Source organism: Streptomyces griseoaurantiacus (assembly GCF_036189845.1).
GTDB classification, from domain to species: domain Bacteria; phylum Actinomycetota; class Actinomycetes; order Streptomycetales; family Streptomycetaceae; genus Streptomyces; species Streptomyces griseoaurantiacus.
Window position 1 is genome coordinate 2,340,241 of sequence record NZ_CP108326.1, and the last position, 22,724, is coordinate 2,362,964.

General features: G+C 73.4%; 20 protein-coding genes and 2 tRNA genes. 3 read left to right on the forward strand and 19 right to left on the reverse strand.

The window, feature by feature from the left end; all coding sequences use genetic code 11:
* Positions 1-47: 47 nt before the first annotated feature.
* The 3 genes from OHB09_RS10455 to OHB09_RS10465 all read right to left on the reverse strand — a co-directional run bounded on the left by OHB09_RS10455 (position 48) and on the right by OHB09_RS10465 (position 667).
* Positions 48-120, reverse strand: a tRNA-Ala gene (locus tag OHB09_RS10455).
* 136 nt (positions 121-256) lie between these two features.
* Positions 257-490 carry a hypothetical protein gene (locus OHB09_RS10460; RefSeq protein ID WP_006137425.1) on the reverse strand — a complete coding sequence of 78 codons (234 nt, stop codon included), beginning with the start codon at positions 488-490 and terminating at the stop codon, positions 257-259.
* A gap of 3 nt (positions 491-493) precedes the next feature.
* Positions 494-667, reverse strand: coding sequence for a hypothetical protein (locus OHB09_RS10465; RefSeq protein ID WP_006137422.1), 174 nt, complete (start codon positions 665-667; stop codon positions 494-496).
* 296 nt (positions 668-963) lie between these two features.
* Here OHB09_RS10465 and OHB09_RS10470 point away from each other — a divergent pair, with 296 nt between their 5' ends.
* A complete protein-coding gene (locus OHB09_RS10470) occupies positions 964-1,998 on the forward strand; it encodes a hypothetical protein (RefSeq protein ID WP_328921877.1) in 1,035 nt (344 codons plus the stop codon).
* A 72-nt stretch (positions 1,999-2,070) separates the two neighbouring features.
* Here OHB09_RS10470 and OHB09_RS10475 read toward each other — a convergent pair.
* From OHB09_RS10475 to OHB09_RS10505, 7 genes are all read right to left on the reverse strand, one after another.
* Positions 2,071-2,143 (reverse strand) — tRNA-Ala (locus OHB09_RS10475).
* Positions 2,144-2,220: 77 nt separating this feature from the next.
* Positions 2,221-2,901: a histidine phosphatase family protein gene (locus tag OHB09_RS10480; RefSeq protein ID WP_319119484.1), complete on the reverse strand. Its 681-nt coding sequence runs from the start codon at positions 2,899-2,901 to the stop codon at positions 2,221-2,223.
* Positions 2,898-3,344 carry a ribosome silencing factor gene (gene rsfS, locus OHB09_RS10485; RefSeq protein WP_319119483.1) on the reverse strand — a complete coding sequence of 149 codons (447 nt, stop codon included), beginning with the start codon at positions 3,342-3,344 and terminating at the stop codon, positions 2,898-2,900. The genes OHB09_RS10480 and rsfS overlap by 4 nt, the downstream gene beginning before the upstream one ends.
* Before the next feature lie 192 nt (positions 3,345-3,536).
* Entirely contained in the window at positions 3,537-5,354 is a 1,818-nt protein-coding gene (locus tag OHB09_RS10490) for an LCP family protein (RefSeq protein ID WP_328921878.1), read from the reverse strand.
* A gap of 16 nt (positions 5,355-5,370) precedes the next feature.
* Positions 5,371-6,045, reverse strand: a complete 675-nt coding sequence (gene nadD / locus OHB09_RS10495) for a nicotinate-nucleotide adenylyltransferase (protein WP_006137416.1) — start codon at positions 6,043-6,045, stop codon at positions 5,371-5,373.
* 91 nt (positions 6,046-6,136) lie between these two features.
* Positions 6,137-6,301, reverse strand: coding sequence for a hypothetical protein (locus tag OHB09_RS10500; RefSeq protein WP_006137415.1), 165 nt, complete (start codon positions 6,299-6,301; stop codon positions 6,137-6,139).
* 159 nt (positions 6,302-6,460) lie between these two features.
* Entirely contained in the window at positions 6,461-6,619 is a 159-nt protein-coding gene (locus tag OHB09_RS10505) for a hypothetical protein (protein WP_006137413.1), read from the reverse strand.
* 212 nt (positions 6,620-6,831) lie between these two features.
* On the opposite strand from OHB09_RS10505, the gene OHB09_RS10510 reads away from it, so the two are divergent.
* Positions 6,832-7,962 carry a M48 family metallopeptidase gene (locus OHB09_RS10510; RefSeq protein WP_093589894.1) on the forward strand — a complete coding sequence of 377 codons (1,131 nt, stop codon included), beginning with the start codon at positions 6,832-6,834 and terminating at the stop codon, positions 7,960-7,962.
* A 23-nt stretch (positions 7,963-7,985) separates the two neighbouring features.
* On the opposite strand, the gene OHB09_RS10515 is transcribed toward OHB09_RS10510, so the two are convergent.
* The 5 genes from OHB09_RS10515 to proB form a co-directional block, all read right to left on the reverse strand.
* Positions 7,986-9,050 (reverse strand): SCO2583 family membrane protein, encoded by a 1,065-nt coding sequence (locus OHB09_RS10515; RefSeq protein ID WP_328921879.1) that lies wholly within the window; start codon positions 9,048-9,050, stop codon positions 7,986-7,988.
* 100 nt (positions 9,051-9,150) lie between these two features.
* Positions 9,151-9,765 (reverse strand): SCO2584 family spore wall biosynthesis protein, encoded by a 615-nt coding sequence (locus OHB09_RS10520; RefSeq protein WP_319351709.1) that lies wholly within the window; start codon positions 9,763-9,765, stop codon positions 9,151-9,153.
* A gap of 83 nt (positions 9,766-9,848) precedes the next feature.
* The gene (locus OHB09_RS10525) at positions 9,849-11,135 is read right to left on the reverse strand and encodes a glutamate-5-semialdehyde dehydrogenase (protein WP_040893447.1); all 1,287 of its coding nucleotides are present in this window, start codon (positions 11,133-11,135) and stop codon (positions 9,849-9,851) included.
* Positions 11,136-11,259: 124 nt separating this feature from the next.
* Positions 11,260-11,739, reverse strand: a complete 480-nt coding sequence (locus OHB09_RS10530) for a hypothetical protein (RefSeq protein ID WP_374111933.1) — start codon at positions 11,737-11,739, stop codon at positions 11,260-11,262.
* Positions 11,740-12,099: 360 nt separating this feature from the next.
* Positions 12,100-13,239: a glutamate 5-kinase gene (proB, locus tag OHB09_RS10535; protein ID WP_093589382.1), complete on the reverse strand. Its 1,140-nt coding sequence runs from the start codon at positions 13,237-13,239 to the stop codon at positions 12,100-12,102.
* A 416-nt stretch (positions 13,240-13,655) separates the two neighbouring features.
* On the opposite strand from proB, the gene OHB09_RS10540 reads away from it, so the two are divergent.
* Entirely contained in the window at positions 13,656-15,746 is a 2,091-nt protein-coding gene (locus OHB09_RS10540) for a hypothetical protein (RefSeq protein WP_006137400.1), read from the forward strand.
* A 127-nt stretch (positions 15,747-15,873) separates the two neighbouring features.
* Here OHB09_RS10540 and obgE read toward each other — a convergent pair whose 3' ends face one another.
* The 4 genes from obgE to OHB09_RS10560 all read right to left on the reverse strand — a co-directional run bounded on the left by obgE (position 15,874) and on the right by OHB09_RS10560 (position 22,678).
* Positions 15,874-17,319 (reverse strand): GTPase ObgE, encoded by a 1,446-nt coding sequence (obgE, locus tag OHB09_RS10545; RefSeq protein WP_234528556.1) that lies wholly within the window; start codon positions 17,317-17,319, stop codon positions 15,874-15,876.
* Between the two features lie 178 nt (positions 17,320-17,497).
* Complete coding sequence (rpmA, locus tag OHB09_RS10550; RefSeq protein ID WP_006137396.1) at positions 17,498-17,752, reverse strand: 50S ribosomal protein L27; 255 nt, start codon at positions 17,750-17,752, stop codon at positions 17,498-17,500.
* 14 nt (positions 17,753-17,766) lie between these two features.
* Entirely contained in the window at positions 17,767-18,087 is a 321-nt protein-coding gene (gene rplU / locus OHB09_RS10555; RefSeq protein ID WP_004931419.1) for a 50S ribosomal protein L21, read from the reverse strand.
* A gap of 250 nt (positions 18,088-18,337) precedes the next feature.
* Positions 18,338-22,678 (reverse strand): Rne/Rng family ribonuclease, encoded by a 4,341-nt coding sequence (locus OHB09_RS10560; RefSeq protein WP_328921880.1) that lies wholly within the window; start codon positions 22,676-22,678, stop codon positions 18,338-18,340.
* Positions 22,679-22,724: the final 46 nt, after the last annotated feature.

The window sequence follows — 22,724 nt, forward strand, 5'->3', positions numbered from 1 at the left end:
GCCATCCGTACTCGGACGACCCGCCTTCACGCTTGTCTTTCCTGCTGTGGAGCTAAGGAGAATTGAACTCCTGACCTCCTGCATGCCATGCAGGCGCTCTACCAACTGAGCTATAGCCCCGTACGGTCACGCGGTGCACCCGCGTTCCGACCGGGCCGCCGGTCTCCCTGGCGGCGACGCCAACATTACACGGTCCGGGGGGTCGACCACCAAATCGATTCCGGTGCGGACCGGGACGGGGCCGCGGACCGGCGCCTCACGCCGTCGCGAACGAGTAGAAGCGCTTGAGCGTGCAGTGCTCGTCGAGCAGCCGGCCGTAGATCGGTTCGCCCTCGAGTTCGCGGTACGTCTCGATGGGGTCGCCTTTTATGATCAGCGCCCGCGCGCACTCCTCGCACCAGTACTGGTAGTCCTGGTTCACCGGCTCCATGTCGCGGACGATGGGCGTGCCGCTCCCGCACCAGTCGCACTTCCGCCTGTGGGCACCCATCGATCAGCTCCAGATGTGGCCGCAGGCCGTGCACACGTAGGAAACGCCGCCGTTGTCGCCGAGCACCTGGGCCACGTGGGAGGAACCGCAGGAGGGGCAGTCGAGCGAGGTGGCCTTCCTTCTCGGCGCTCCCACTGCGCGGAGGTGGTGGACCTCCCCGCGGGTGCTCGCAGGCATCGCTACTCCCTCCCGTCGGGCCGCGCCCCCTTCCGGCCGTTTGATTCTGCCACGGCCGGGCCGGGCCGGTCAGCGACGCAGTCGTACCAGTCCGGACACGGCACCCGCCCCACCCGCTACGACCGGCGCGTTCAGGTACGGGAGGGGCGCATGCGTAGAGATATACGCCCGTAGGGGCCCGAGTGACTCACACGATCCCTCGGTGACTGCCCCGAAGGCTGCCTCTGCCGCCGTTCCGGACCGCGGGCCGCGTGCCTACCGTGGAGCTTTCCAGCCGTCTCCGGGGAGGTGCACACATGCGCGCCAACGAGTCGTGGGAGAACGCGTCCGTCACGGTCCGCGTCCTGTCGCCCGGCATCGCCGCGCGGGACCGGGGCACCGGCCGGGCCGGGCCCGTGGACCACGAGTCGCCGCACACGCTCCTCGCCCTGCAGCACGCCGCGGGCAATTCCGCCGTGACACGGATGCTGCGGGGGCAGGACCCGCCGCATCCCGTCGGGGGTCGGTGGGTGCAGCGCGCCCCCGCGCGGGCGGACGCCGATGACTGGATCGAGATGCAGGACATGACGACGGGCACCGCGCGCCCCGCATCCGCCGGGACCACCGCGCCCGCCGTGTCCTCCCCCGTTCCTCCCATGGACCTGAGCCCCGAAGTCGTCTCCCGGATGCTGCGGGAGTACGAGGAACGAACGGGGGATCACGTGCTCCGTCAGCTGCTCGGCGAGCTCATACCGCAGGTGCGGGGGGTGGACTTCGTCGGCTCCGGGGCGAAGGCCGCGCAGCCGCGCGGTCGCGGGACCGCCCCCGGTGACAGCCCGGCACAGGGCGGGAACACCGTCCCCGTCTCCGGGCCCGACGCCAGGTACCGCATCACCCTGTCGGCCGCCGGCTCGCGGGAGGACCAGATCGCCACACTCGTCCACGAGATGACCCATGTCCTCAACTACGAGGCGTACGGCCAGGACGCGATACCTGTCGGGCCCGACCGGCGGGACGAGGAGAAGTACTCGGCCTACGTGATGCAGAAGGCGGGCGACCTCATCGGCCTGCTGCCCGGGTCGGGGCTGCCGCCCGGCTGGCAGCGGGCGGTCAAGGAGAAACTGCGCTCGCACTCCGCGGCCAGCCCGACCAGGGAGTACGACACGGTGCTCAGTCATCTGCTGGTCTGGTCCGAGCAGTACGGGGACCCGGACTCGCAGTTCCACACGCGGCTGACCCGGCTGGTGCAGGAGACCCGCTACTGGCGGACCCAGGGCACCGCCCACCGGAACTTCGTCCCGGAGCCCGGGGTCACCTTCGACTCCGCCCTCGACCGGCTCATGAAGGCCTGAGGCCGGAGCACGGGCGGAAAACGCGATATCCCGCCGGGCCTGAGCGGCCCTGCGGGATATCGTCGATATGTGTGGAGCTAAGGAGAATTGAACTCCTGACCTCCTGCATGCCATGCAGGCGCTCTACCAACTGAGCTATAGCCCCTTGTCGTTCTTCCCGCTCGGCGGGGCGAACAAGAAGAACTTTAGCCTGCGACCAGCCGGAAAGTGAAATCCGGTGGGTCAGACGTCGTCGCCCAGGACCGGCTCGGGAAGCGTGCCCGCGTTGTGCTCCAGCAGCCGCCAGCCGCGGCTGCCCTCGCCGAGCACCGACCAGCAGCAGTTCGACAGTCCGCCGAAGCTCTCCCAGTGGTGCGACTCCAGGCCCAGCAGGCGCCCGATGGTGGTGCGGATGGTCCCGCCGTGGCTGACCACGACGAGGGTGCCGTCGACCGGGAGCTTCTCGGTGTGCCGCAGGACGACGGGGGCGGCCCGGTCGGCGACCTCGGACTCCAGTTCGCCCCCGCCGCGGCGGACCGGTTCGCCGCGCTTCCACGCGGCGTACTCCTCGCCGTGGCGGGCGATGATCTCCTCGTGCGTCAGCCCCTGCCAGACGCCCGCGTAGGTCTCCCGCAGGCCCTCGTCGTACGTCACCTCCAGGCCGGTGAGCGCGGCGAGCTCGCCGGCGGTGGCGGCTGCCCGCTTGAGGTCGGAGGCCACGACGGCGTCCGGCCGCAGGGAGGCGAGCAGCCGGGCGGCCCGGCGGGCCTGGCCGAGGCCGACCTCGGTCAGCTCGACGTCCGTGGAGCCCTGGAAGCGCCGCTCGACGTTCCAGCGGGTCTGGCCGTGCCGCCACAGGATGATGCGGCGGCCGCGGCTCTGCCTGCGGCCGCCGCTCGCGCCGCCGTCGACGGCGGTGCTCATCGCGGGTCCCTGTCGAACTCGGCCGCCTCCTCCGCCGCCCGCAGCTTGGCGTGCTCCTCGGCCTTGCCGCGGGTCGCCCGGGCGTCCTCGGGGAGGTCGAGTTCGGGGCAGTCCTTCCACAGCCGCTCCAGGGCGTAGAAGACGCGCTCCTCGCTGTGCTGGACGTGGACCACGATGTCGACGTAGTCGAGGAGCACCCAGCGGGCCTCGCGGTCGCCCTCGCGGCGCACCGGCTTGGCGCCGAGTTCCTTGCTCAGTCGTTCCTCGATCTCGTCGACGATCGACTTGACCTGACGGTCGTTGGGGGCGGACGCCAGCAGGAAGGCGTCCGTGATCGACAGCACGTCGCTGACGTCGTAGGCGATGACGTCGTGCGCGAGCTTGTCGGCCGCCGCCTGGGCGGCGGTGTTGATGAGTTGGAGGGAGCGGTCGGTAGCGGTCACTGCGCGGCTTTCCGTGTCGACGGTCGGGGCGGTGCGGGGGCCCGGGGCCGCACCAGGCGGCGACCGCCCGCACGGGGTATCACTCCCCCAGGGTCTCACGGTCCGCGGGGCGGCCCGGGCGAACGACCGCCCGCACCTCCGCGCCGGCGGACCCCGGCCGGGCGGCGGCCCGCCGGGGTCCCGCTTCCGGGCTCAGGACGAGGGGTGGAAGTCCTGCCCCAGCACGACCGACACGTCGGCGCCGGAGGTGACCGTGCCCTTCGTCACGGCGCCGGCGGGCAGGCCGAGGGTCTTGGCGACCTCGACGGCGTCGTCCTTGTCGGCGGCGTCCTTGTAGGTGACGGCGGAGGCCGCCGCGGGCGTTCCGGTGCCGGCGTCGAGGAAGGTGTAGCCGCCGTTGACGAGGGTCACGCGGGCCTTCTCGGTGTCGTCCTTGTCGCCGGTGGCGTTCCTGATGCCCACGCGTACGGCGTCCCCGGCCTCGGGGTTCTTCACGGTGCCGCCGAGCAGCTTCTTCACCACACCGCCGGCGGCCGTGTCGTCGACGCTGCCGTCGGGCCGGACCGGCACCAGGTCGGTGGTGTAGTCGCCCTCCTTGGCGTGCGCGGCGAGCTTGGCGAGGAAGGCGCCGAGGTCCTTGTCGCTCAGAGAGGGGTCGAGGATCTGGGCCAGGGTCTGCACCGTGGTGGTCGCGGCGCCCGCGTCGGAGGACAGCTTGCGCAGCACTCCCTGCATGACCTGCCCGAACCGCTTGAGCTGGGCGTCCTGGGACTCGCCGGAGGCGCGGTAGGTGGCGTAGGCGACGGCCATCTTGCCGCTGAGGGTCTGGGCGCTCCCCTTGTGGACGAGGAGTTCGGCGTCCTTCTTCTTGGCGGCCGGGTCCGGCACGTCCGTGTCCGTGTCGATCTCGATGGTGCCGACCAGCTCGACGAGGTTGTTCAGGTAGGGGGTGTCCAGCCGCCAGGTGCCCTCGATGTCGGTGCCGAGGACGGTGTCGAGTTCCTCGCGGGTGCCGCTGGAGCCGTCCTCGTCGACGGACTTGGCGAGGGTCGTGGTGGAGCCGTCCTCGTCCGTCAGGGCGAGGGAGTTGGGCAGCAGGACGGTGGCGCCCCGCTTGGTGGTGGTGTTGTCGACGAGGAGCGCCGTGGAGGTGCCGCCGCCCTTGGTGTTGTGCAGGTGGACGACCACGACGTCGCGGCTCTGGGCGCCGGCGGCCGTCGTCGTGCCGGTGGTGCCGCCGCCGGAGGAGCCGCCGGGCAGCTTGCCCGCGTACCAGAGGTAGCCGACCCCGCCGACGGCCACGACGGCGAGCGCGACGACGAGGGCGACGACGCGGCTGCGGGCCCTGCGCTTGGCCTCCTCGCGGCGCTCGGTGCGGTTCTCGGTGAACTTGAGCCAGTCGATGACGTCCTCGGAGTCGCCGTCGGGCTCCTCGACGAAGGCGAACTGCTCGGTGCGGTACTCGCCCTCGGCGCCGCCCGCGGCCTCCGCCTCGGGTGCCGGAGCGGCCGGCGTCTCCCGCGCGGGCGGCTCGGCCGGGCCCGGCTGCCGGGGGACGCGGGCGGCCCGCCCGGTGCCCGGGGAGCGCCGTGCGTCCGCCGCCTGCCCGTAGGGGTCCTCGGGGGCGGCCGGGGCGCCCGGGCCGGCCCCGCACGGGTCGTGTGCGCCGTAGGGGGAGGCGCCCGCGCCGGTGTCGTACGGCGGGGCGGGCTGCTGGGGCGCGGCCGCGTAGGGGTCGTAGCCGTAGCCCCCGTACCCGGAGGGGTCCGAGGGAGTGGAGGGGGCCGAGGGGTCGGCGTAGTCGGACCGCGCGGGGTACTCCGGCGGGGCGGAGTACTGCGAGGGGCCGCCGTACCCCTGTGACTGCTGTTGCGGGCCGGCCCCGTAGGGGTCGTGGCCCTCGGGTGCCCGGGGCGCGGGCACCTGCCGGTACACGGGCTGTCCGTACTCGTCGTAGCCGACGAGTTCGTAACTGTCGCCGGCCGGGTATCCGTCGTATCGGTCGTTCACCGGTGCCCCTCTCGGCTCACTCGCCGCGGTACAGCTGGCGCTTGTCGATGTAGCGCACCACGCCGTCCGGGACCAGGTACCAGACCGGCTGGCCGCTCGCGACCCGCGCGCGGCAGTCGGTGGAGGAGATCGCCAGGGCCGGGACCTCGATCAGCGAGACACCGCCCTCGGGCAGGCCCGGGTCGGTCAGCGTGTGGCCGGGGCGGGTGACGCCGATGAAGTGGGCCAGGGAGAACAGTTCCTCGGCGTACCGCCAGGTGAGGATCTGCCCCAGGGCGTCGGCACCGGTGATGAAGAACAGGTCGGTGTCCGGGTTGAGGGCGCGCAGGTCGCGCAGGGTGTCCGTGGTGTACGTGGGGCCGCCTCGGTCGATGTCGATGCGGCTGACCGAGAACTGCGGGTTCTCGGCGGTGGCGATGACCGTCATCAGATAGCGGTCCTCGGCCGGCGTGACATGGCGGTCGGCCTTCTGCCAGGGCTGGCCGGTGGGGACGAACACCACCTCGTCCAGGTGGAACTGCGCGGCGACCTCGCTGGCCGCCACGAGGTGTCCGTGGTGGATCGGGTCAAACGTTCCGCCCATGACGCCGAGACGGCGTTTGCCCGGATTCGACGGCGCGTTGCCGGGGCCGCGCCGGATCCCGGGGGCCGTGCCGCTCGCCGGACCGGTAGGCATGTCCTGCTCTCCCATGCGTGCAGACCCTACCGGCCCGTCCTGCGGGCTCCGTCCGACGGGCGCCCCTCGTACCGTGTCATGGCCGGGACACGACCGCGCCCGGGCTTCAGCGGTCGCGGTTGAAGCGGGTGGTGATCCACAGCAGCAGGAGCAGGATGAGGAGGGCGGCGCCGCCGGTCACGGCGGGGTCGAGGCTTTCGTGGTTGCCACCGTGCTCCCCGCCCTCGGCGGCGAGAGTGACCAACTGGGCTGCGGTGCTGGGAAGGCTCATCTTCGGCAGGACCTATCCGGTGTGGGCGGGATAAACGTCGCCTCATCGTATGCGGGGGCCCGTGCGCGCCTCACGCCGACTCCACCGTTGGGACGGACGCGCGGGCCCGCGGGCCCCTTCCGCACACCCGTTCGGGCAACCGTTCGGGGCCGGGAGACGTCAGTCGTCGTGACGGCCGTAGCCGCGCAGGACGAACCAGGCGGTGAGGACGCAGCCCACGACCATGACGATCAGGACGACGCGGAGGAGGTTTCCGGAGCCCTGCCGAGCGGCGGCATCGGCCGCCCCGGTGAGCCAGGCGGCGGGGACGTGCTCCATGGATCGCTCCTTACGGGTGTGCTGACCCGCCACGGTAACTCCGCCTAGGCTGGGTGCCGCTCCGGGGGCGCGGGGGTGGGCGGCTTTCTTGTACGGCTCCCACCGGATTCACACCTTCGCCCCGCCTCCGCCGGCCTCCGCCGTCCTCACCATCACGACGACAACCACACAGCAGGCACCGACAGGGCAGCCATCGACGCATGGGGGACCACATGTCCGACGACAGCCGACCGAACGGCAACGGCCACGAGCACGTGCCGAGCAGGCAGCGCAGGCGTTTCCCGGGGATCTCCTCGCGCGCGTACGAACACCCGGCGGACCGTTCGGCCCTGGTGGCCCTGCGCAAGCTCAGCGGCTTCGACACCGTGTTCAAGGCACTCAGCGGCCTGCTGCCCGAGCGCAGCCTGCGGTTGCTGTTCCTGTCCGACTCGGTGCGGGTCTCGGACGCCCAGTTCGCCCACCTCAACGACATGCTGCGGGACGCCTGTTACATCCTGGACCTGGAGAAGGTCCCCCCGATGTACGTCACCCAGAACCCGCAGCCCAACGCGATGTGCATCGGCATGGACGAGCCGATCATCGTGGTGACCACGGGTCTCGTCGAGCTCCTCGACGAGGAGGAGATGCGGGCCGTCGTCGGGCACGAGGTGGGGCACGCGCTCTCGGGCCACTCCGTGTACCGGACGATCCTGCTGTTCCTGACCAGCCTCGCGCTGCGAGTGGCCTGGATCCCGCTGGGCAACCTGGCGATCATGGCGATCGTGACCGCGCTGCGGGAGTGGTTCCGCAAGTCGGAGCTGTCTGCGGACCGGGCGGGGCTGCTGGTGGGGCAGGACCTCAGGGCGTCGATGCGCGGGCTGATGAAGATAGCGGGCGGCAACCACCTGCACGAGATGAACGTGGACGCCTTCCTGGAGCAGGCGGAGGAGTACGAGGCGGGCGGCGACCTGCGGGACTCCGTGCTGAAGATCCTCAACGTGCTGCCGCGCTCGCACCCCTTCACCACGGTCCGGGCGGCGGAGCTGAAGAAGTGGGCGGAGTCGCGGGAGTACCAGCGGCTGATGGACGGGCACTACCCGCGGCGGGCGGAGGACAAGGACGCCTCCGTGTCCGACTCCTTCCGGGAGTCGGCGGCGCACTACGCCAACAACGTGAAGAGCTCGAAGGACCCGCTGATGAAGCTGGTCAGCGACCTCGCGGGCAGCGCGGGCGGGATCGGGGACCGGGTCCGGCGCGGATTCGACGGGTTCACCTCCGGCCCGCAGAACGGCAACTCCAAGGACGCCCCCGAGGGCACGCCGAAGGACGCACCGGGACCCGAGGGCGACGGTGACGAGAACTGAGCCGCTGAGCCGCCGTTGACCCGCTAGCGCGGCGCCGCCGTGGCCAGGGTGCCGCACAGGGCGGTGGCCGCGCCGGTGGCGTAGGGGTTGGTGCCGGCGGGGCCGCCGGGCTTGGGCGACTCGCCGGCCAGGAGCGGGAGCAAGTGGCCGGCCTGGTCCTCGGCGCAGGAGAGCGGGCCGGCCTGCACGGTGGCGAGGGCCAGCACCGTGCGGTGCGCGCGCAGGTCGCCCCGGTCGAAGTGGAACGTCAGTTCGCGCCGCACGGTGAACAGTGAGGCCTTGGCGCCGGCGCCCGCTCCGCTCGGCCGCAGCGCGTACACGAGGGTGTGCTCGGCGACGACCTCCAGCGTGTCGGAGGTGGTTTCGCCGGCCCGTAGGGTGCCCCGCACCCGGACGCCGCGGTCGGCGAGTTCGGCGCGGGAGGGGTCGAAGCGGACGAGCCAGCCGGTGACCGCGTGCCGCCCGTCCGCGGCGGGGTGGGCGAGGCCGCGGTCGAACTGGGTGAGCTGCCGTGGGTCGAGGAGCAGCCGAACGGGGCGGACGGTGGCGCCGCTGAGCACCTCGGGGTCGAGCGCGGAGTCGACGAGGTAGTCCTTGGCCGTGGTCAGCGCGGTGAGGACCTGGCCCTCGGCGAAGTGGGCGGTGCGCCGTACGGCCGGCAGGGTGAAACCCTCGGCCCCGTGGCGGAACCCGGCGGCGGGGCTGTGGGCCCACAGTGCCTCGATGTCGGCGGAGCCGGGGACGGCCGCGTGCGGGGCCAGCGGGACGACCGTGGTCCGCAGCGGCTGGACGGGCCGTGCCGCGGACTTCTGGTACGGGTGGCGGAAGCCCATGTAGATCGCGGTGCTGAAGGCGAACGCGATGAGCAGGGCGAGGAACAGCACCTGGCGGGAGAGTCCGCGCCGCAGGGCGGCGGGACGGCGGCGGACGGCGGGCGCGTGATCGGAGATCCGCTCGCGCGCGGAGAACTCCTGGAGACGGGCAGCACGGACGAACGACTCGTCGAAGACGACGGATCGGTATTCGTCCTCGCCACCGCCGGGAGCGCCCTCGGGGGTCCCCTCCGGCGGCTCTCCGGGCACGCCCATACCTTCAGGGTAGGTCGCGCGGAGCCCCGGTAAACGCCGCGCTACCGGACAAGTTCTGTCAGGTCCCGGCCAGGTTCGGGGGTGCGCGCCGCCGCCCGGTTCAGGGCGCGGGCGGTGCCGCCGAGACGGCGGGCGGGAGGAGTTCGGCGGGGCCGTCGGGGTCCGCGCCGACGCCCGCGCCCAGGCCCTGCTCCAGTCCCGTGGAGGCGGGGGGCGGCACCTGGTCGCGGCGGTCCGGGGAGGAGGAGCCCCGGTAGACCGCGGCGAAGGCCAGCGCGACCATGCCGACGCCCATCACGAGGGCGAGCATCCAGGCCACCGGGCGGTGCCAGCGGGCGTGCTTGCCGTAGAGCCGGCCGCGGGGGCCGTGCGGGCCCCGGCGGCCGAGGAGGTCGCTCTCGTCGAGGTCGTCGAAGTCGGGGCCGTACCCGGCGCCGGGACCGCCGTCCCGGCCGAAGTCGTCCTCGTAGGGGTCGTCCTCACCGAGGGCGCCGCGGGCGTGCGCCCGGCGGGCCTCGGCCTCCTGGGCCTCGGCGCGGGCCTGGGCGGCGGCGAGGAGGCGTTCCACGGCCGTCGGTTCGTGGACCACCGCGGCCCGTACGAAGGTCTCGTCGAAGACCACGGAGGCGAACTCTTCGTCCGTCGCTCCGCGGTCGTGGTCGTCGTCGGGCTCCCAGCCGTCAGGGAACGGCGTGCCCCCCACGTCCTCCGGCACGGATCCAGAGTAGTCCCGGGGGGTCAATTTGGGCAGACCGCACGGAAATTCGTCGGCCCGCCGCCCGTCGTCCCCCCGCCGCCTCAGCGGCGCACGTGGCCGTCGCCCGTGACGATGTACTTGGTGCTGGTCAGTTCCGGCAGGCCCATCGGGCCGCGGGCGTGCAGCTTCTGCGTGGAGATGCCGATCTCGGCGCCGAAGCCGAACTGGCCCCCGTCGGTGAACCGGGTGGAGGCGTTCACGGCGACCGCGGCGGCGTCCACCAACTGGGTGAACCGGCGGGCGGCCTGCTGCGAATTGGTGACGATCGCCTCGGTGTGCCGGGAGCTCCACAGCCGGATGTGGGCGACGGCCTTGTCCAGCGAGTCGACGACGCCGGCGGCGATGTCGTAGGACAGGTACTCGGTGTCCCAGTCCTCGGCCGTGGCCTCCACGACGGTGGCCGCCGAGTCCTTCGCGTAGGCCAGCACGCGCGCGTCGCCGTGCACGGTGACCCCGGCCTCGGCCAGCGCGTCCAGGGCGCGGGGCAGGAACGCGGGGGCGATGTCCTGGTGGACCAGGAGGGTCTCGGCGGCGTTGCAGACGCTGGGCCGCTGGGCCTTGGAGTTGACCAGGATCTCGACGGCCATGTCGATGTCGGCGTCCGCGTCGACGTAGACGTGGCAGTTGCCGGTGCCGGTCTCGATGACCGGGACGGTGGACTCCTCCACGACCGTGCGGATCAGCGAGGCGCCGCCGCGCGGGATGAGCACGTCGACCAGGCCGCGGGCGCGCATCAGCTCGCGGACGGCGTCACGGCCCTCGCCGGGCACGAGCTGGACGGCGTCGGCGGGCAGCCCGGCCCCGCCGACCGCGTCCCGCAGCACCCGGACCAGCGCGGTGTTCGACTCGTACGCCGAGGAGGAGCCGCGCAGCAGCACCGCGTTGCCGGACTTCAGGCACAGGGCGGCGGCGTCGACCGTCACGTTCGGGCGGGCCTCGTAGATGATGCCGACGACGCCGAGCGGCACCCGGACCTGGCGCAGGTCGATGCCGTTGGGAAGGGTGGAGCCGCGGACGACCTCGCCGACCGGGTCGGGCAGCGCGGCCACGTCCCGCACGTCGGAGGCGATGGCCCGCACTCGTTCCGGGGTGAGGGTGAGCCGGTCGACGATGGCCTCGCTGGTGCCGGCCTCGCGGGCGCGCGCGACGTCCTTGGCGTTGGCGGCGACGATCTCGCTCGTCCGGACCTCCAGCGCGTCCGCCACGGCGAGCAGCGTGTCGTCCTTCACGGCCCGGGGCAGCGGGGCGATCTCGGCGGCCGCTGCCTGAGACCGGTAGGCGGCCCGGGCGACCGGGGACATCGAGTCGTACGGCGAGAGCGTGGTCATGGGAAAAGCGTAGTGCGCCGAAGGGGCCGAATCCTCGGCCGTTCCACGCAACGAGACGGTGTGAACCACGGAAAGCGCGCGCTCGTCCCTCGAACGCGGACCGGCACGCGGACCGGCACGCGGATCAGAAGGGGTGCACCCCGACCGGGGTGGCGGGGGCCGGGCCGTAGCCCGCGGCGACCCGCTGCCGGTAGGTCTCCCGGCCGATGACCTCCAGGCCGACGATCTCCCAGGCCGGCAGCCGGGCGGTGCGCCGGTGCTCGCCCCACAGGCGGAGGGCGACCGCGGCGGCGTCGTGCAGGTCGCGGGCCTCCTCCCAGTAGCGGATCTCGGCGTGGTCACCGGCGTAACGGCTGGTCAGCAGGAAGGGATGGTCGTGCGCGAGTTGCTCGAGCCCCCGCCTGACCTCGTCGAGCGGGGCCTCGCCGCCGGACACGCTGAGGGTGACGTGCCACAGCCGGGCGGCAGGACGGGCGGAGCGCCCCGGCCCCTCGGCCGCGCCCGGCTCGACCTGCGTGCCGGACTCCTCGTGGCCGTCCCCGCCGCTCACACCGGCGGCTCCGGCGGGCGGCCGTGCCTCGCCGACGCTGCGGAGCCCGCGCACCCGGCGCAGGGCCTGCGAGCCGCGGACGCCGGACGTGCCGCGCGCCTCGCGTCCCCCGGCCGGGTCCCGGGGCTCGCGGGCGCCGGACGCGCCCCGCGGTTCGCGGGCAGCGGCTCGGGGCTCGGGTGCGGTGCCCTCGGGGCGGGACGTCGGCGTCCCAGGGCGCACTCGTGTCACGGCGGCCTCCTTCAGCGCACGGTCGTGCCGTGTCCAGCGGTCGTGCGGAACGTGTCCCCGGAAGACAGTTGAGCAGGCGGGGGACGGTCGTGTGGCGGTTTTGCGGAACGTCCTCCGTCGGAGGCGGGCGAATAGGCGTTCGGGGCGGGACGGGGGCGGCGGGGCTCCGGGGAGCCTCGCCCGTCATCCCTCCAGCAGGACGAGGTCGTCGCGGTGCACGACCTCGCGCTCGTACGCCGGCCCCAGCTCGCGTGCCAGCTCCCGGGTCGAGCGGCCGATCAGACGGGGGATCTCCTTGGCGTCGAAGTTGACGAGCCCGCGTGCGACGGCCCGGCCCGCGCCGTCGCGCAGTTCCACCGGGTCGCCCGCCGTGAAGTGGCCCTCGGCGCCCGCGATGCCGGCGGGCAGCAGCGATTTGCGGCCCTCGACGACCGCCCGCACGGCCCCGTCGTCCAGGATCAGCGCCCCCTGCGGGGCGGAGGCGTGCTGCAACCAGAGCAGGCGGTCGGCGGAGCGCTTGCCGGTGGGGTGGAAGTAGGTGCCGGTGTCCCCGCCGGCCAGCGCCTCGGCGGCGTGCACCGCGCTGGTCAGCACGACGGGGATGCCGGCCGCCGCCGCGATCCGGGCCGCCTCCACCTTGGTGACCATGCCGCCCGTGCCCACGCCGGCCCGGCCCGCGCTGCCGATCTCGATGCCGTCGAGGTCGGCCGGGCCCGTCACCTCGGAGATGCGGGAGGTGCCGGGCCTGCCGGGATCGCCGTCGTAGACGCCGTCCACGTCGGAGAGCAGGACCAGCAGGTCGGCGTGGACGAGGTGGGCGACGAGGGCCGCGAGGCGGTCGTTGTCGCCGAAGCGGATCTCGTCCGTGGCGACCGTGTCGTTCTCGTTGACGACCGGCAGCGCGCCCATCGCGAGGAGCTTGTCCAGGGTGCGGGAGGCATTGCGGTGGTGGGCGCGGCGGCTGGTGTCGTCCGAGGTGAGCAGCACCTGCCCGACGCGGACGCCGTAGCGGGCGAAGGAGGCGGTGTAGCGGGCCACGAGGAGCCCCTGGCCGACGCTGGCGGCGGCCTGTTGCCGGGCCAGGTCACGGGGACGGCGGCGCAGCCCGAGGGGGGCGAGCCCGGCGGCAATGGCACCGGAGGAGACAAGCACCACTTCCTTCCCGGCGCTCTCCCTCCCGCCGCCGTGGTGCTTGGCGAGGACGTCGACCAGGGCGTCGACACGGTCGGCGTCCAGGCCACCGGCGGCGGTCGTGAGGGAGGAGGAGCCGACCTTCACGACGATCCGGCGTGCTGCTTCGACGTCCTGCCTGTGCGCTGACACGTGCGCCTCTCGCTTTCCCGACATCTGCTTCCCGGCATCCGCGGACGGCCGCCCCGAGGGGGGCGGTCCCCGTCCGCAATCTACGGGACCGGGGGTTTCGGGTGCGCGGCAGTTTCGCGGGGTGGACGGGGACCCGGTCCCCGTCCTGGCCGCCTCACCCCGGTGCTGCCCGTCTCACCCGGTCCGGCCGGCACCCCTGACGGGGCACACCGCTCACAAGAGCGCACACCTGACCGATATGCCCCTTTCGCAGGCGCGGCCGGTGGCGGAGATTGCTTGCCGGGCACCGGAAGTCATACCGTCAGCCTCGGCTCTCCCCGAAGGTGCACCCGTGTTCGGGTGCTCGCGAGGGGCTGGCCGTCACCCCCCATGCCTTCCCCCCATCCGCCGCATTTCCCTCCGCAGGAGCCCAGCCCGTGCCCTCCGCAGGTCCTGCCACCCGCCGTCTCGTGCAGGTGGCCACACTGTGCGCGATGTTCGCGCTCTTCACGGCCCAGATCATCACCGCGCTGCTCCCGAACGTCCCGGTCCTCGTCGCCGTGAGCGCGGCCGGACTCGCCCTGGACCTGTACTTCCAGTACCGCGACCCCGGCCTCCTCGCGCTGCTCGGCAAGGTGCGCTTCGACGTCACCGTCCGCCAGCTGCTGCGCGACATGCTCGTCCTGGTGGGGCTCCTGCGGATCGACGGCATCGAGCCGCTCCACGAGCAGGCGCCCCTGACGGTCGCCCTGTGCGCCTGCTACGCGCTGCACTTCTGCTGCCAGGCGGTCGCCGTCCTGGTCCGCCGCACCCGCACGCTGCCGATCGTCACCCGCAACATCGACGCCTCCGCGCTGCGCCTGACCAAGGCCCCGCCGCGCATCCTGGCCCGCCGCCCCGGTCACCGCCTGCTCGCCCTCTCCGTCCCGGCCACCGCCGGACTGCTGGCCACCGCGGCCACCAAGGACGGCCTGTGGGGCGGCATCGGCGTCGGCGCCGCCCTCGCGCTGGCCCTCGGCGGCACCGCGTACCTGGGCACCTGGCTGCTCAAGGGCAAGCGCGCGAAGACGGAGCAGCAGGTCATGGAGTGGCTGGACGGCTGGCTGGCCGAGTACCGGCCCACCGTCGCGATGTACTTCTCCGGCGGTACGACCTCGGCCTACCAGGCGAACATGTGGCTCTCCACGCTCTCGCAGCTCGACGGCCGGCCGCTGATCGTGCTGCGCGAGCGCTTCATGGTGCAGAAGATCGACGCCACCGACGTGCCGGTGATCTGCTTCCCGAAGGTCTCCACGATGTTCTCGCTGGAGAACTCGACGCTGAAGATGATGCTGCACCCCGCCAACGCGGCGAAGACCTCCCAGGTGCTGCGCATCCCCACGATCAAGCACGCCTTCATCAACCACGGCGAGAGCGACAAGCTCTCCTCCTGCAACCCCTACGCCAAGGCCTACGACGAGGTCTGGGTCGCCGGTCCCGCCGCCCGCGAGCGGTACGCGCTGGCCGAGGTCGGCGTGGAGGACAAGGACATCGTGGAGGTCGGCCGGCCTCAGCTCGCGCCGATCCGCCCCTACGCCGGTCCGCCGACCGGCACGTACACCACCGTGCTGTACGCCCCCACCTGGGAGGGCTGGGACGGCAACCCCGGCAACACCTCCGTGGTCCTGGCCGGGGAGAACGTCGTCCGCAAGCTCCTCGCCGACGACAGCGTGCGCCTGCTGTACAAGCCGCACCCGATGACCGGTTCCGTCGACCCGCGGGCCGGCCGGGCGAACGAGCGCATCAAGGCCATGATCACCGAAGCGAACGCGAAGCGGTCGGGGGCCCGGCCGGGTCCCGAGGCCGCCGCCGAGCTGGCCCGCCGCACCGCCGAACTGGACCGGCTGACCTCCACGGACTTCCGCGTGAGCGCCGACGAGATGGAGCGGATGCTGATCCAGGGCCGGCCGGACGGGCGGCGCGAGGCGCTCATCGCCGAGGCGACGGCGGCCTGGGAGCGGGCCTACTGGGCCTCCTTCCCGCAGTGGGAGCACCAGATCATCACCGACGCCCGGCCGGGCATCTTCGCCTGCTTCAACGAGGCGGACCTGCTCATCAGCGACGTGTCCTCGGTGGTCTCGGACTGGCTGTCCAGCGAGAAGCCGTACGCGGTCGCGAACACCTCGGGGCTCTCCGAGGAGGCCTTCCGTGAGGCGTTCCCGACCGTGTCCGCGGGTGTGGTGCTCACGCCGAAGGCGGGCGGTGTCAAGGGGCTCCTCGAGTCGGTGCGGCACCCGGAGAAGGACGCGTTCACGGCGGCCCGCGCGGAGCTGAAGGTGCAGCTCCTCGGCCCCTCGGAGCCGCCCTCGCTGGTCCGCTTCAACGAGGCGGTGCGGGCGCTGTGCGAGCGCGCCGACGAGCGGCGGGCGCGGATGGAGTCCCGCACGGGCTCCGAGATCCCGGCCCCGCGCGGTGCCGCCGAGGAGGCTCCGGAGGAGCTGGCGATCGAGGCGGACGCGGCGGGCACGGAGGACTCCGTCACCGCCTGAGCACGGAGAAGGACACGAGGAAGGGCCCCGGGAGATCCCGGGGCCCTTCCTCGTGTACTCGGTGCTTCTCGGTCACTCGGTACTTCTCGGTCACCCGGTGCTTCTGCTCACCCGGTGCTTCTCGGTCCTAGAACGGCTCGAAGTCGTCGTACTCGCGCAGCGACTCGTCCCGCTCCGCGTCACGGTCCCGCCTGCGCTGCGCCGCCGGGCGGGGCGCCTCGAAGCGGTGGTCCTCGCCGCGCCGGCCCAGCATCTCCGCGCCGGCCATCACGGTCGGCTCCCAGTCGAAGACGACCGCGTTGTCCTCGGGGCCGATGGCGACGCCGTCGCCCGTGCGGGCGCCCGCCTTCATCAGCGCCTCCTCCACACCGAGCCGGTTCAGCCGGTCGGCGAGGTAGCCGACGGCCTCGTCGTTGCTGAAGTCGGTCTGCCGCACCCAGCGCTCGGGCTTCTCGCCCCGCACCCGGAACAGCGGCTCGCCCTCGGCCTCCTCCTGGGTGACGGTGAAGCCCGAGTCGTCGACGGCCTTGGGCCGGATGACGATGCGGGTCGCCTCCTCCTTCGGCCTGGCCGCCCGCGCCTGCGCGACCAGCTCCGCCAGCGCGAAGGACAGCTCCCTCAGGCCGATGTGGGCGACCGCGGACACCTCGAAGACGCGGTAACCACGCGCCTCGAGGTCCGGCCGCACCATCTCGGCGAGGTCCCTGCCGTCGGGCACGTCGATCTTGTTGAGGACGACGATCCGGGGCCGGTCGTCCAGGCCGCCGTACTCGCGCAGCTCCGCCTCGATGATGTCCAGGTCGGAGATCGGGTCGCGCTCGGACTCCAGCGTCGCGGTGTCCAGCACGTGGACCAGCACACTGCACCGCTCCACGTGGCGCAGGAACTCCAGGCCGAGCCCCTTGCCCTGGCTGGCGCCCGGGATGAGCCCCGGCACGTCGGCGACGGTGTAGACGGTGGAGCCCGCCGTGACCACGCCCAGGTTCGGGACGAGGGTGGTGAAGGGATAGTCCGCGATCTTCGGCTTGGCCGCGCTCATCACCGAGATCAGCGAGGACTTGCCGGCACTCGGGTAGCCGACCAGCGCCACGTCGGCGACGGTCTTCAGCTCCAGGACGATGTCCTGGAGGTCGCCCGGGACGCCGAGCAGCGCGAAGCCGGGCGCCTTGCGGCGGGCGGAGGCGAGCGCCGCGTTGCCGAGGCCGCCCCGGCCGCCCTGGGCGGCCACGTAGGAGGTGCCGTGGCCGACGAGGTCGGCGAGGACGTTGCCCGCCCGGTCGAGCACCACGGTGCCGTCGGGGACCGGCAGGACGAGGTCCTGGCCGTCCTTGCCGCTGCGGTTGCCGCCCTCGCCGGGCTTGCCGTTGGTCGCCTTGCGGTGCGGGGAGTGGTGGTAGTCGAGCAGCGTGGTCACGGACTGGTCGACGGTGAGGATCACATCGCCGCCCCGGCCGCCGTTGCCGCCGTCCGGGCCGCCGAGCGGCTTGAACTTCTCACGGTGGACGGAGGCACAGCCGTGGCCCCCGTTACCCGCGGCGACGTGCAGCTCGACGCGGTCCACGAAGGTGGTCATGGTTCGGTGCCTCCAGTGAGCGGCGGGAGCGCCGCGGTCATACGTACAAATGCCGGTGCATGCCTGTGCATGCCGTGGTGCGCCCGGTCATGGTGCACCCGCTGTGCTCTTCAACACGCGAAAGGCGGACCCGCCTTCCCGACCGGGAAGTGAGGTCCGCCTCTCGGAAGACGTCCGGTCAGCCGACCGGGACGATGTTCACGACCTTGCGGCCACGGCTGGTGCCGAACTCCACCGCACCGGCCTGCAGCGCGAACAGCGTGTCGTCGCCGCCGCGGCCGACGCCGGAGCCCGGGTGGAAGTGGGTGCCGCGCTGGCGGACGATGATCTCACCGGCGTTCACGACCTGGCCGCCGAAGCGCTTCACGCCGAGCCGCTGGGCGTTGGAGTCGCGACCGTTCCGGGTGGACGATGCGCCCTTCTTGTGTGCCATCTGTTCTCAGTCCCTTACTTCGCAGCCGCGGGGATCTCAGTGACCTTGATCGCCGTGTACTGCTGGCGGTGGCCCTGACGACGGCGGTAGCCGGTCTTGTTCTTGTAGCGCAGAATGTCGATCTTCTGGCCCTTGTGGTGGTCCACGACCTCGGCCTGGACCTTGATGCCGGCCAGCACCCACGGGTCGCTGGTCACAGCGTCGCCGTCGACGACGAGCAGGGTCGAGAGCTCGACCGTGTCGCCCACCTTGGCAGTGGAAATCTTGTCAACCTCAACGATGTCGCCGACAGCAACCTTGTGCTGGCGACCACCGCTGCGCACGATGGCGTACACGCGGATCTCACTCTCTACGCTCGGGAACGGCACCCCCGCAGTCCAGCCGCCCGGCAACACGGGCCGCCTCTCCGGCACACGCGGTGTCCCGGAGGAAAAGGGTTTACGGGGATGTGGCGTGTCACTCGACACGCCGACGGTCAAGGTTACGGGGCGCTTCCGACAGGGTCAAACCGAGCCCCTCGGGCCCCGTACGGCGGTGGCCCACCCGCGCGCCGCGGGTGGGCCACCGTCCTGCTGCCTGCTCGGGTCAGTCGTCCGTGGACGCCGTCACCGTCGGCCGGCCCGGCTCGGTCGCCGCGGCCGTCTTCTTCGCCGTCGCCTTCTTGGCCGTCGCCTTCTTCGTCGTCGTCTTCTTGGCGGCGGTCTTCTTCGCGGCGGTCTTCTTGGCCGTCGTCTTCTTCGTGGCGGCCTTCTTCGCCGTGGCCTTCTTGGCGGTCTTGCGGGCCGCCTTCTTGGCCGGGGCCGACTCCTCGGCCCCCTCCGCGGCCTCCACCGCCTCGCCGGACGGCTCCGGCACCGTGACGGGCGCCGGCTCCGCCGGGGTCTCGGCGGAGGGCACGACCACGACGGCCGCGTCCTCGGACGAGGTCGGCGCGGTGGCCTTGCGGACGGCACGGCGGCGCGGACGGGCCGGGGCGGCGCTCTCGGCGGCCGGCTCCGGCTGTTCGGCCGGCTGGGCCGCCGTCTCCTCGGGCGCCGCCTGCTCGGGCGCCTCCGTCGGCGCGGGCGCCGGCTCGGCGACCGTCACCACGGCCTCCTCGGGGGCGGTCACCGGCGCCGAGACCTTGCGCACCGCCCGGCGGCGGGTACGGCCCTTGGGCGCGGCCGGTGCGGCCTCCTCGGGGGCTTCGACCACCGGATCCTCGGCGGCGGCGGGCTCGGCCTGCGCGGCCTCGGCCGGCTCCGGGCGCACCGGACGCGCGGTCTCCTCCTCGACGGTGACCTCCTGCGCCGTGGGCACCTCGGCCTCGGCCCGCTTCGGGGCGCCCGCGGGGGCGGAGGACCGGCGGGTCGCCCGGCGCCGGGAACGACCCCGGGTGGCCGCGGCCTCCGCCTCGGCGACGCTGCTGTACAGCTCCTCGTCGGGCGCGAAGGCCTCCGGGACCTCGGCGGCCGGCTGCCGGCGCTCCGGCTCGGCCTCCTCGACGGCGGTGGCCACCGCCGCCGCGTGCGTCTCGTGCTCGTGCTCGTGCGTGTCGTGCGTCTCGTGCTCGTGCGGCTGGTCGGCACCGCCGCGGCCGCGCTTGCGGCGCTTGCCGCCGCCACCGCCGGAGGCGCTCGGCTGGTCGAGGTGCACGATGACCCCGCGCCCGTTGCAGTGCACACAGGTCTCGGAGAAGGACTCCAGCAGACCCTGGCCGACCCGCTTGCGGGTCATCTGCACCAGGCCCAGCGAGGTCACCTCGGCGACCTGGTGCTTGGTCCGGTCCCGGCCCAGGCACTCCAGCAGGCGCCGCAGCACCAGGTCCCGGTTGGACTCCAGCACCATGTCGATGAAGTCGATGACGATGATGCCGCCGAGGTCGCGCAGCCGGAGCTGGCGCACGATCTCCTCGGCCGCCTCCAGGTTGTTCCTGGTGACGGTCTCCTCGAGGTTGCCGCCCTGACCGGTGAACTTGCCGGTGTTGACGTCGATGACGACCATCGCCTCGGTCCGGTCGATCACCAGCGAACCGCCGCTGGGCAGCCAGACCTTGCGGTCCAGCGCCTTGGCGAGCTGCTCGTCGATCCGGTACGTGGCGAAGACGTCGGTCTCGCTGGTCCAGCGCGACAGGCGCGGCGCGAGGTCCGGCGCGACGTGGGAGACGTAGCCGTGGATGGTCGACCAGGCCTCGTCACCGCTGACGACGACCTTGGAGAAGTCCTCGTTGAAGATGTCCCGCACGACGCGGACGGTCATGTCCGGCTCGCCGTACAGCAGCGTCGGCGCGGTGCCGCCGTTCTTGGACTTCTTCTTGATCTCCTCCCACTGCGCCTGGAGCCGCTCGACGTCGCGGCGCAGCTCGTCCTCGCTGGCGCCCTCGGCGGCGGTGCGCACGATGACGCCCGCGTCCTCGGGGACGACCTTCTTCAGGATGCTCTTCAGCCGGGCCCGCTCGGTGTCGGGCAGCTTGCGGCTGATGCCGGTCATCGAGCCCTCGGGCACGTAGACCAGGTAGCGGCCGGGCAGGGAGACCTGGCTGGTGAGCCGGGCGCCCTTGTGGCCGATCGGGTCCTTGGTGACCTGGACCAGCACGGACTGCCCGGACTTCAGCGCGGACTCGATGCGGCGCGGCCCGCCCGACATGCCGAGCGCGCCGAAGTTGACCTCACCGGCGTAGAGCACGGCGTTGCGGCCCTTGCCGATGTCGATGAAGGCGGCCTCCATCGACGGCAGCACGTTCTGCACCTTGCCGAGGTAGACGTTGCCGACGTACGAGACGGCCTGTTCCTTGTTGACGTAGTGCTCCACGAGCACGTTGTCCTCGAGGACGCCGATCTGCGTGCGCTCGCCGCTCTGCCGGACCACCATCACGCGCTCGACGGCCTCGCGGCGGGCCAGGAACTCGGCCTCGGTGATGATCGGGACGCGCCGGCGGCCCTGCTCGCGGCCCTCGCGGCGGCGCTGCTTCTTGGCCTCCAGCCGGGTGGAGCCCTTGATGGACTGCACCTCGTCGACGGCCTCGCTGGCCTTGCGGGGCTCGCGGACCTTGACGACCGTGCGCTCGGGGTCGTCGGCGGACGGCTCGCCCTCGCCGGTGCCGTCGCCCGCGCGGCGGCGGCGACGGCGGCGACGGCGGGTACCGCTGGAGCTGCCGCCCTGGTCGCCGCGGGAGTCGTCCTCGCCGTCCTCCGAGTCCTCGTCCTCGGTGTCCGCGGTGTCCTCGGCGGTCTGCTCGGCGGTGTCCTCGGCGTCCTCCGCGGCCTGCTCGGCGGCGACGTCCTCGGCCTCGTCGCCCTCGTGGGCGTCCGTGTCGCCCTCGGCGGCCTCGCCCCGGCGACGGCGCCGGCCACCCCGGCGGCGGCGCCGGCGGGAACCGGTCTCCTCGTTGTCGTACGCGTCCTCGCCGTCGGCGGAGTCCTCGGCCGGCTCGGCGGCCTCTTCGGGCTCCTCCGGCTCCTCGGGCTTCTCGGAGCGCCTGGCGGGCTGCGGCGTGTCGTCGCCCTCGGCACCGCCACGACGGCGACGGCGGCGGCGCGGACCGCCGGTCTCCTCCTCGGCGACGGGCTCGGCGGCCTGCGCGGGCTGCTCCTGCTCCTGGCGTGCCTCGGCGGCCGCCGCGGCGGCCGCGCGCTCGGGGGTCTGGAACATCGGCTCGGTGAACACGGGCGCCTGGAAGACGGCGACGGCGGGCCGCCGGGGACGCCGGGAGCCTTCCTCCGGCTCCTCGCCCGTTCCCGTCCTGCGGCCGGCGGGCTGCGCGGGGGCGGCGAAGCCACCGGCGGCCTTGCGCACGGCACGGCGCCGGCGGCGGGGCCCGTTCTCCTCTGCGGCGAGGGCGTCGCCGACCTCGGGGGGCGCGGGCAGCGTGCCCGGCTCGGGCTCGGCGGCCTCCGCCGCGGCGGCGCGGCGCCTGCCACGCCCGGCCCGGGCGGTCTCGGCCGGTGCCTCGGTGGGCGTCCCGCCGGTCTCCTCGGCGCTCGCGGCGGAGCCCTGCGCGTCCTCGGCGGTCACAGGCGCCTCCACGCGCTCGTCGGGGGTACCGGCGGGCGCGGCGACCCGGCGGGTGGCGCGGCGGCGGCCACGACGGGGAGCGGCGTCGGCGTTCTCGGCGTTCTCGGCGTTCTCGGTGTTCTGGGCGTTGCCGGTGTTCTCGGCCGGCTGCAGAGCGGGGGCGGCCTCGACGGGGACCTCGACGGCGATGGGCGTCTCCGCGGTGACCGGGGTCCCGGCGGAGGCGTTCTCGTCGGCGGCGTTCTCGTCCGCGGCGGGTGTCTGCGGGGCACCGGCGGGCGCGGACGCCCGGCGGGTCGCGCGACGGCGCGCACGCGGCGGAGCGGCCTCGGCGGGGGCGTCGTCCCCGGCGTCGGCAACGGCCGCCGCGGGGGCGGCGGTCTCCTCGGTGTCGGCGGGCACCTCGGCGGCGGGCTGCGAGGCGGCCGCGGGCGCGGTCACCCGGCGGGTCGCACGGCGGCGCGGACGCGGCGGAGCGACCTCGGCGGAGGCGTCGGCATCGGCCTTCGCCCCGGACTCGGCGGCCTCGGCGGCCTGCGGTGTCACCACCGTCTCGGCGGCGGCCTCGGCCCCTTCCGGGGCCCCGGAGGGTGCGGACACCCTGCGGGTCGCACGGCGGCGCGCACGCGGCGGAGCGGCTTCGGCGGGCGCCTCGGGCGCGGCGGTCTCCTCCGCGGCGGCGTCGCTCACCGCGGGTGTCTCCGTGCCGGCGAGGTCCGCGGCCTCCTCGGCCTCGTCCTCCGCACCGTTGGGCGCGGCGGCCGGCGTGGCCTCGGTGACCTCGGCGGCCGTCTCCGTACCCGCGGCCGGCGGTCCCGCGGGGCGGGAGGCGGCGCGGCGCCGGCGGCGCGGCGGCAGTGTGTCGCTGGGGCTGCCGGAATCGCCGGAGGTGGTGGTTGCGGAACCCTCGGTGGGTTCGGTCGGTTCGAGCATGCGGGCGTATCTCCCGTCAGGCTTCCGGGCGCCCCGCCTGGTCCGG

What these genes read in the sequence shown, in the direction of transcription:
- OHB09_RS10460 (WP_006137425.1), bottom strand. Translation starts at nt 490, where the DNA reads ATGGGTGCCCACAGGCGGAAGTGCGACTGGTGCGGGAGCGGCACGCCC.
- OHB09_RS10465 (WP_006137422.1), bottom strand. Translation starts at nt 667, where the DNA reads ATGCCTGCGAGCACCCGCGGGGAGGTCCACCACCTCCGCGCAGTGGGA.
- OHB09_RS10470 (WP_328921877.1), top strand. Translation starts at nt 964, where the DNA reads ATGCGCGCCAACGAGTCGTGGGAGAACGCGTCCGTCACGGTCCGCGTC.
- OHB09_RS10480 (WP_319119484.1), bottom strand. Translation starts at nt 2,901, where the DNA reads ATGAGCACCGCCGTCGACGGCGGCGCGAGCGGCGGCCGCAGGCAGAGC.
- nadD (WP_006137416.1), bottom strand. Translation starts at nt 6,045, where the DNA reads ATGGGAGAGCAGGACATGCCTACCGGTCCGGCGAGCGGCACGGCCCCC.
- OHB09_RS10500 (WP_006137415.1), bottom strand. Translation starts at nt 6,301, where the DNA reads ATGAGCCTTCCCAGCACCGCAGCCCAGTTGGTCACTCTCGCCGCCGAG.
- OHB09_RS10505 (WP_006137413.1), bottom strand. Translation starts at nt 6,619, where the DNA reads ATGGAGCACGTCCCCGCCGCCTGGCTCACCGGGGCGGCCGATGCCGCC.
- OHB09_RS10510 (WP_093589894.1), top strand. Translation starts at nt 6,832, where the DNA reads ATGTCCGACGACAGCCGACCGAACGGCAACGGCCACGAGCACGTGCCG.
- OHB09_RS10515 (WP_328921879.1), bottom strand. Translation starts at nt 9,050, where the DNA reads ATGGGCGTGCCCGGAGAGCCGCCGGAGGGGACCCCCGAGGGCGCTCCC.
- OHB09_RS10525 (WP_040893447.1), bottom strand. Translation starts at nt 11,135, where the DNA reads ATGACCACGCTCTCGCCGTACGACTCGATGTCCCCGGTCGCCCGGGCC.
- obgE (WP_234528556.1), bottom strand. Translation starts at nt 17,319, where the DNA reads ATGACCACCTTCGTGGACCGCGTCGAGCTGCACGTCGCCGCGGGTAAC.
- rpmA (WP_006137396.1), bottom strand. Translation starts at nt 17,752, where the DNA reads ATGGCACACAAGAAGGGCGCATCGTCCACCCGGAACGGTCGCGACTCC.
- OHB09_RS10560 (WP_328921880.1), bottom strand. Translation starts at nt 22,678, where the DNA reads ATGCTCGAACCGACCGAACCCACCGAGGGTTCCGCAACCACCACCTCC.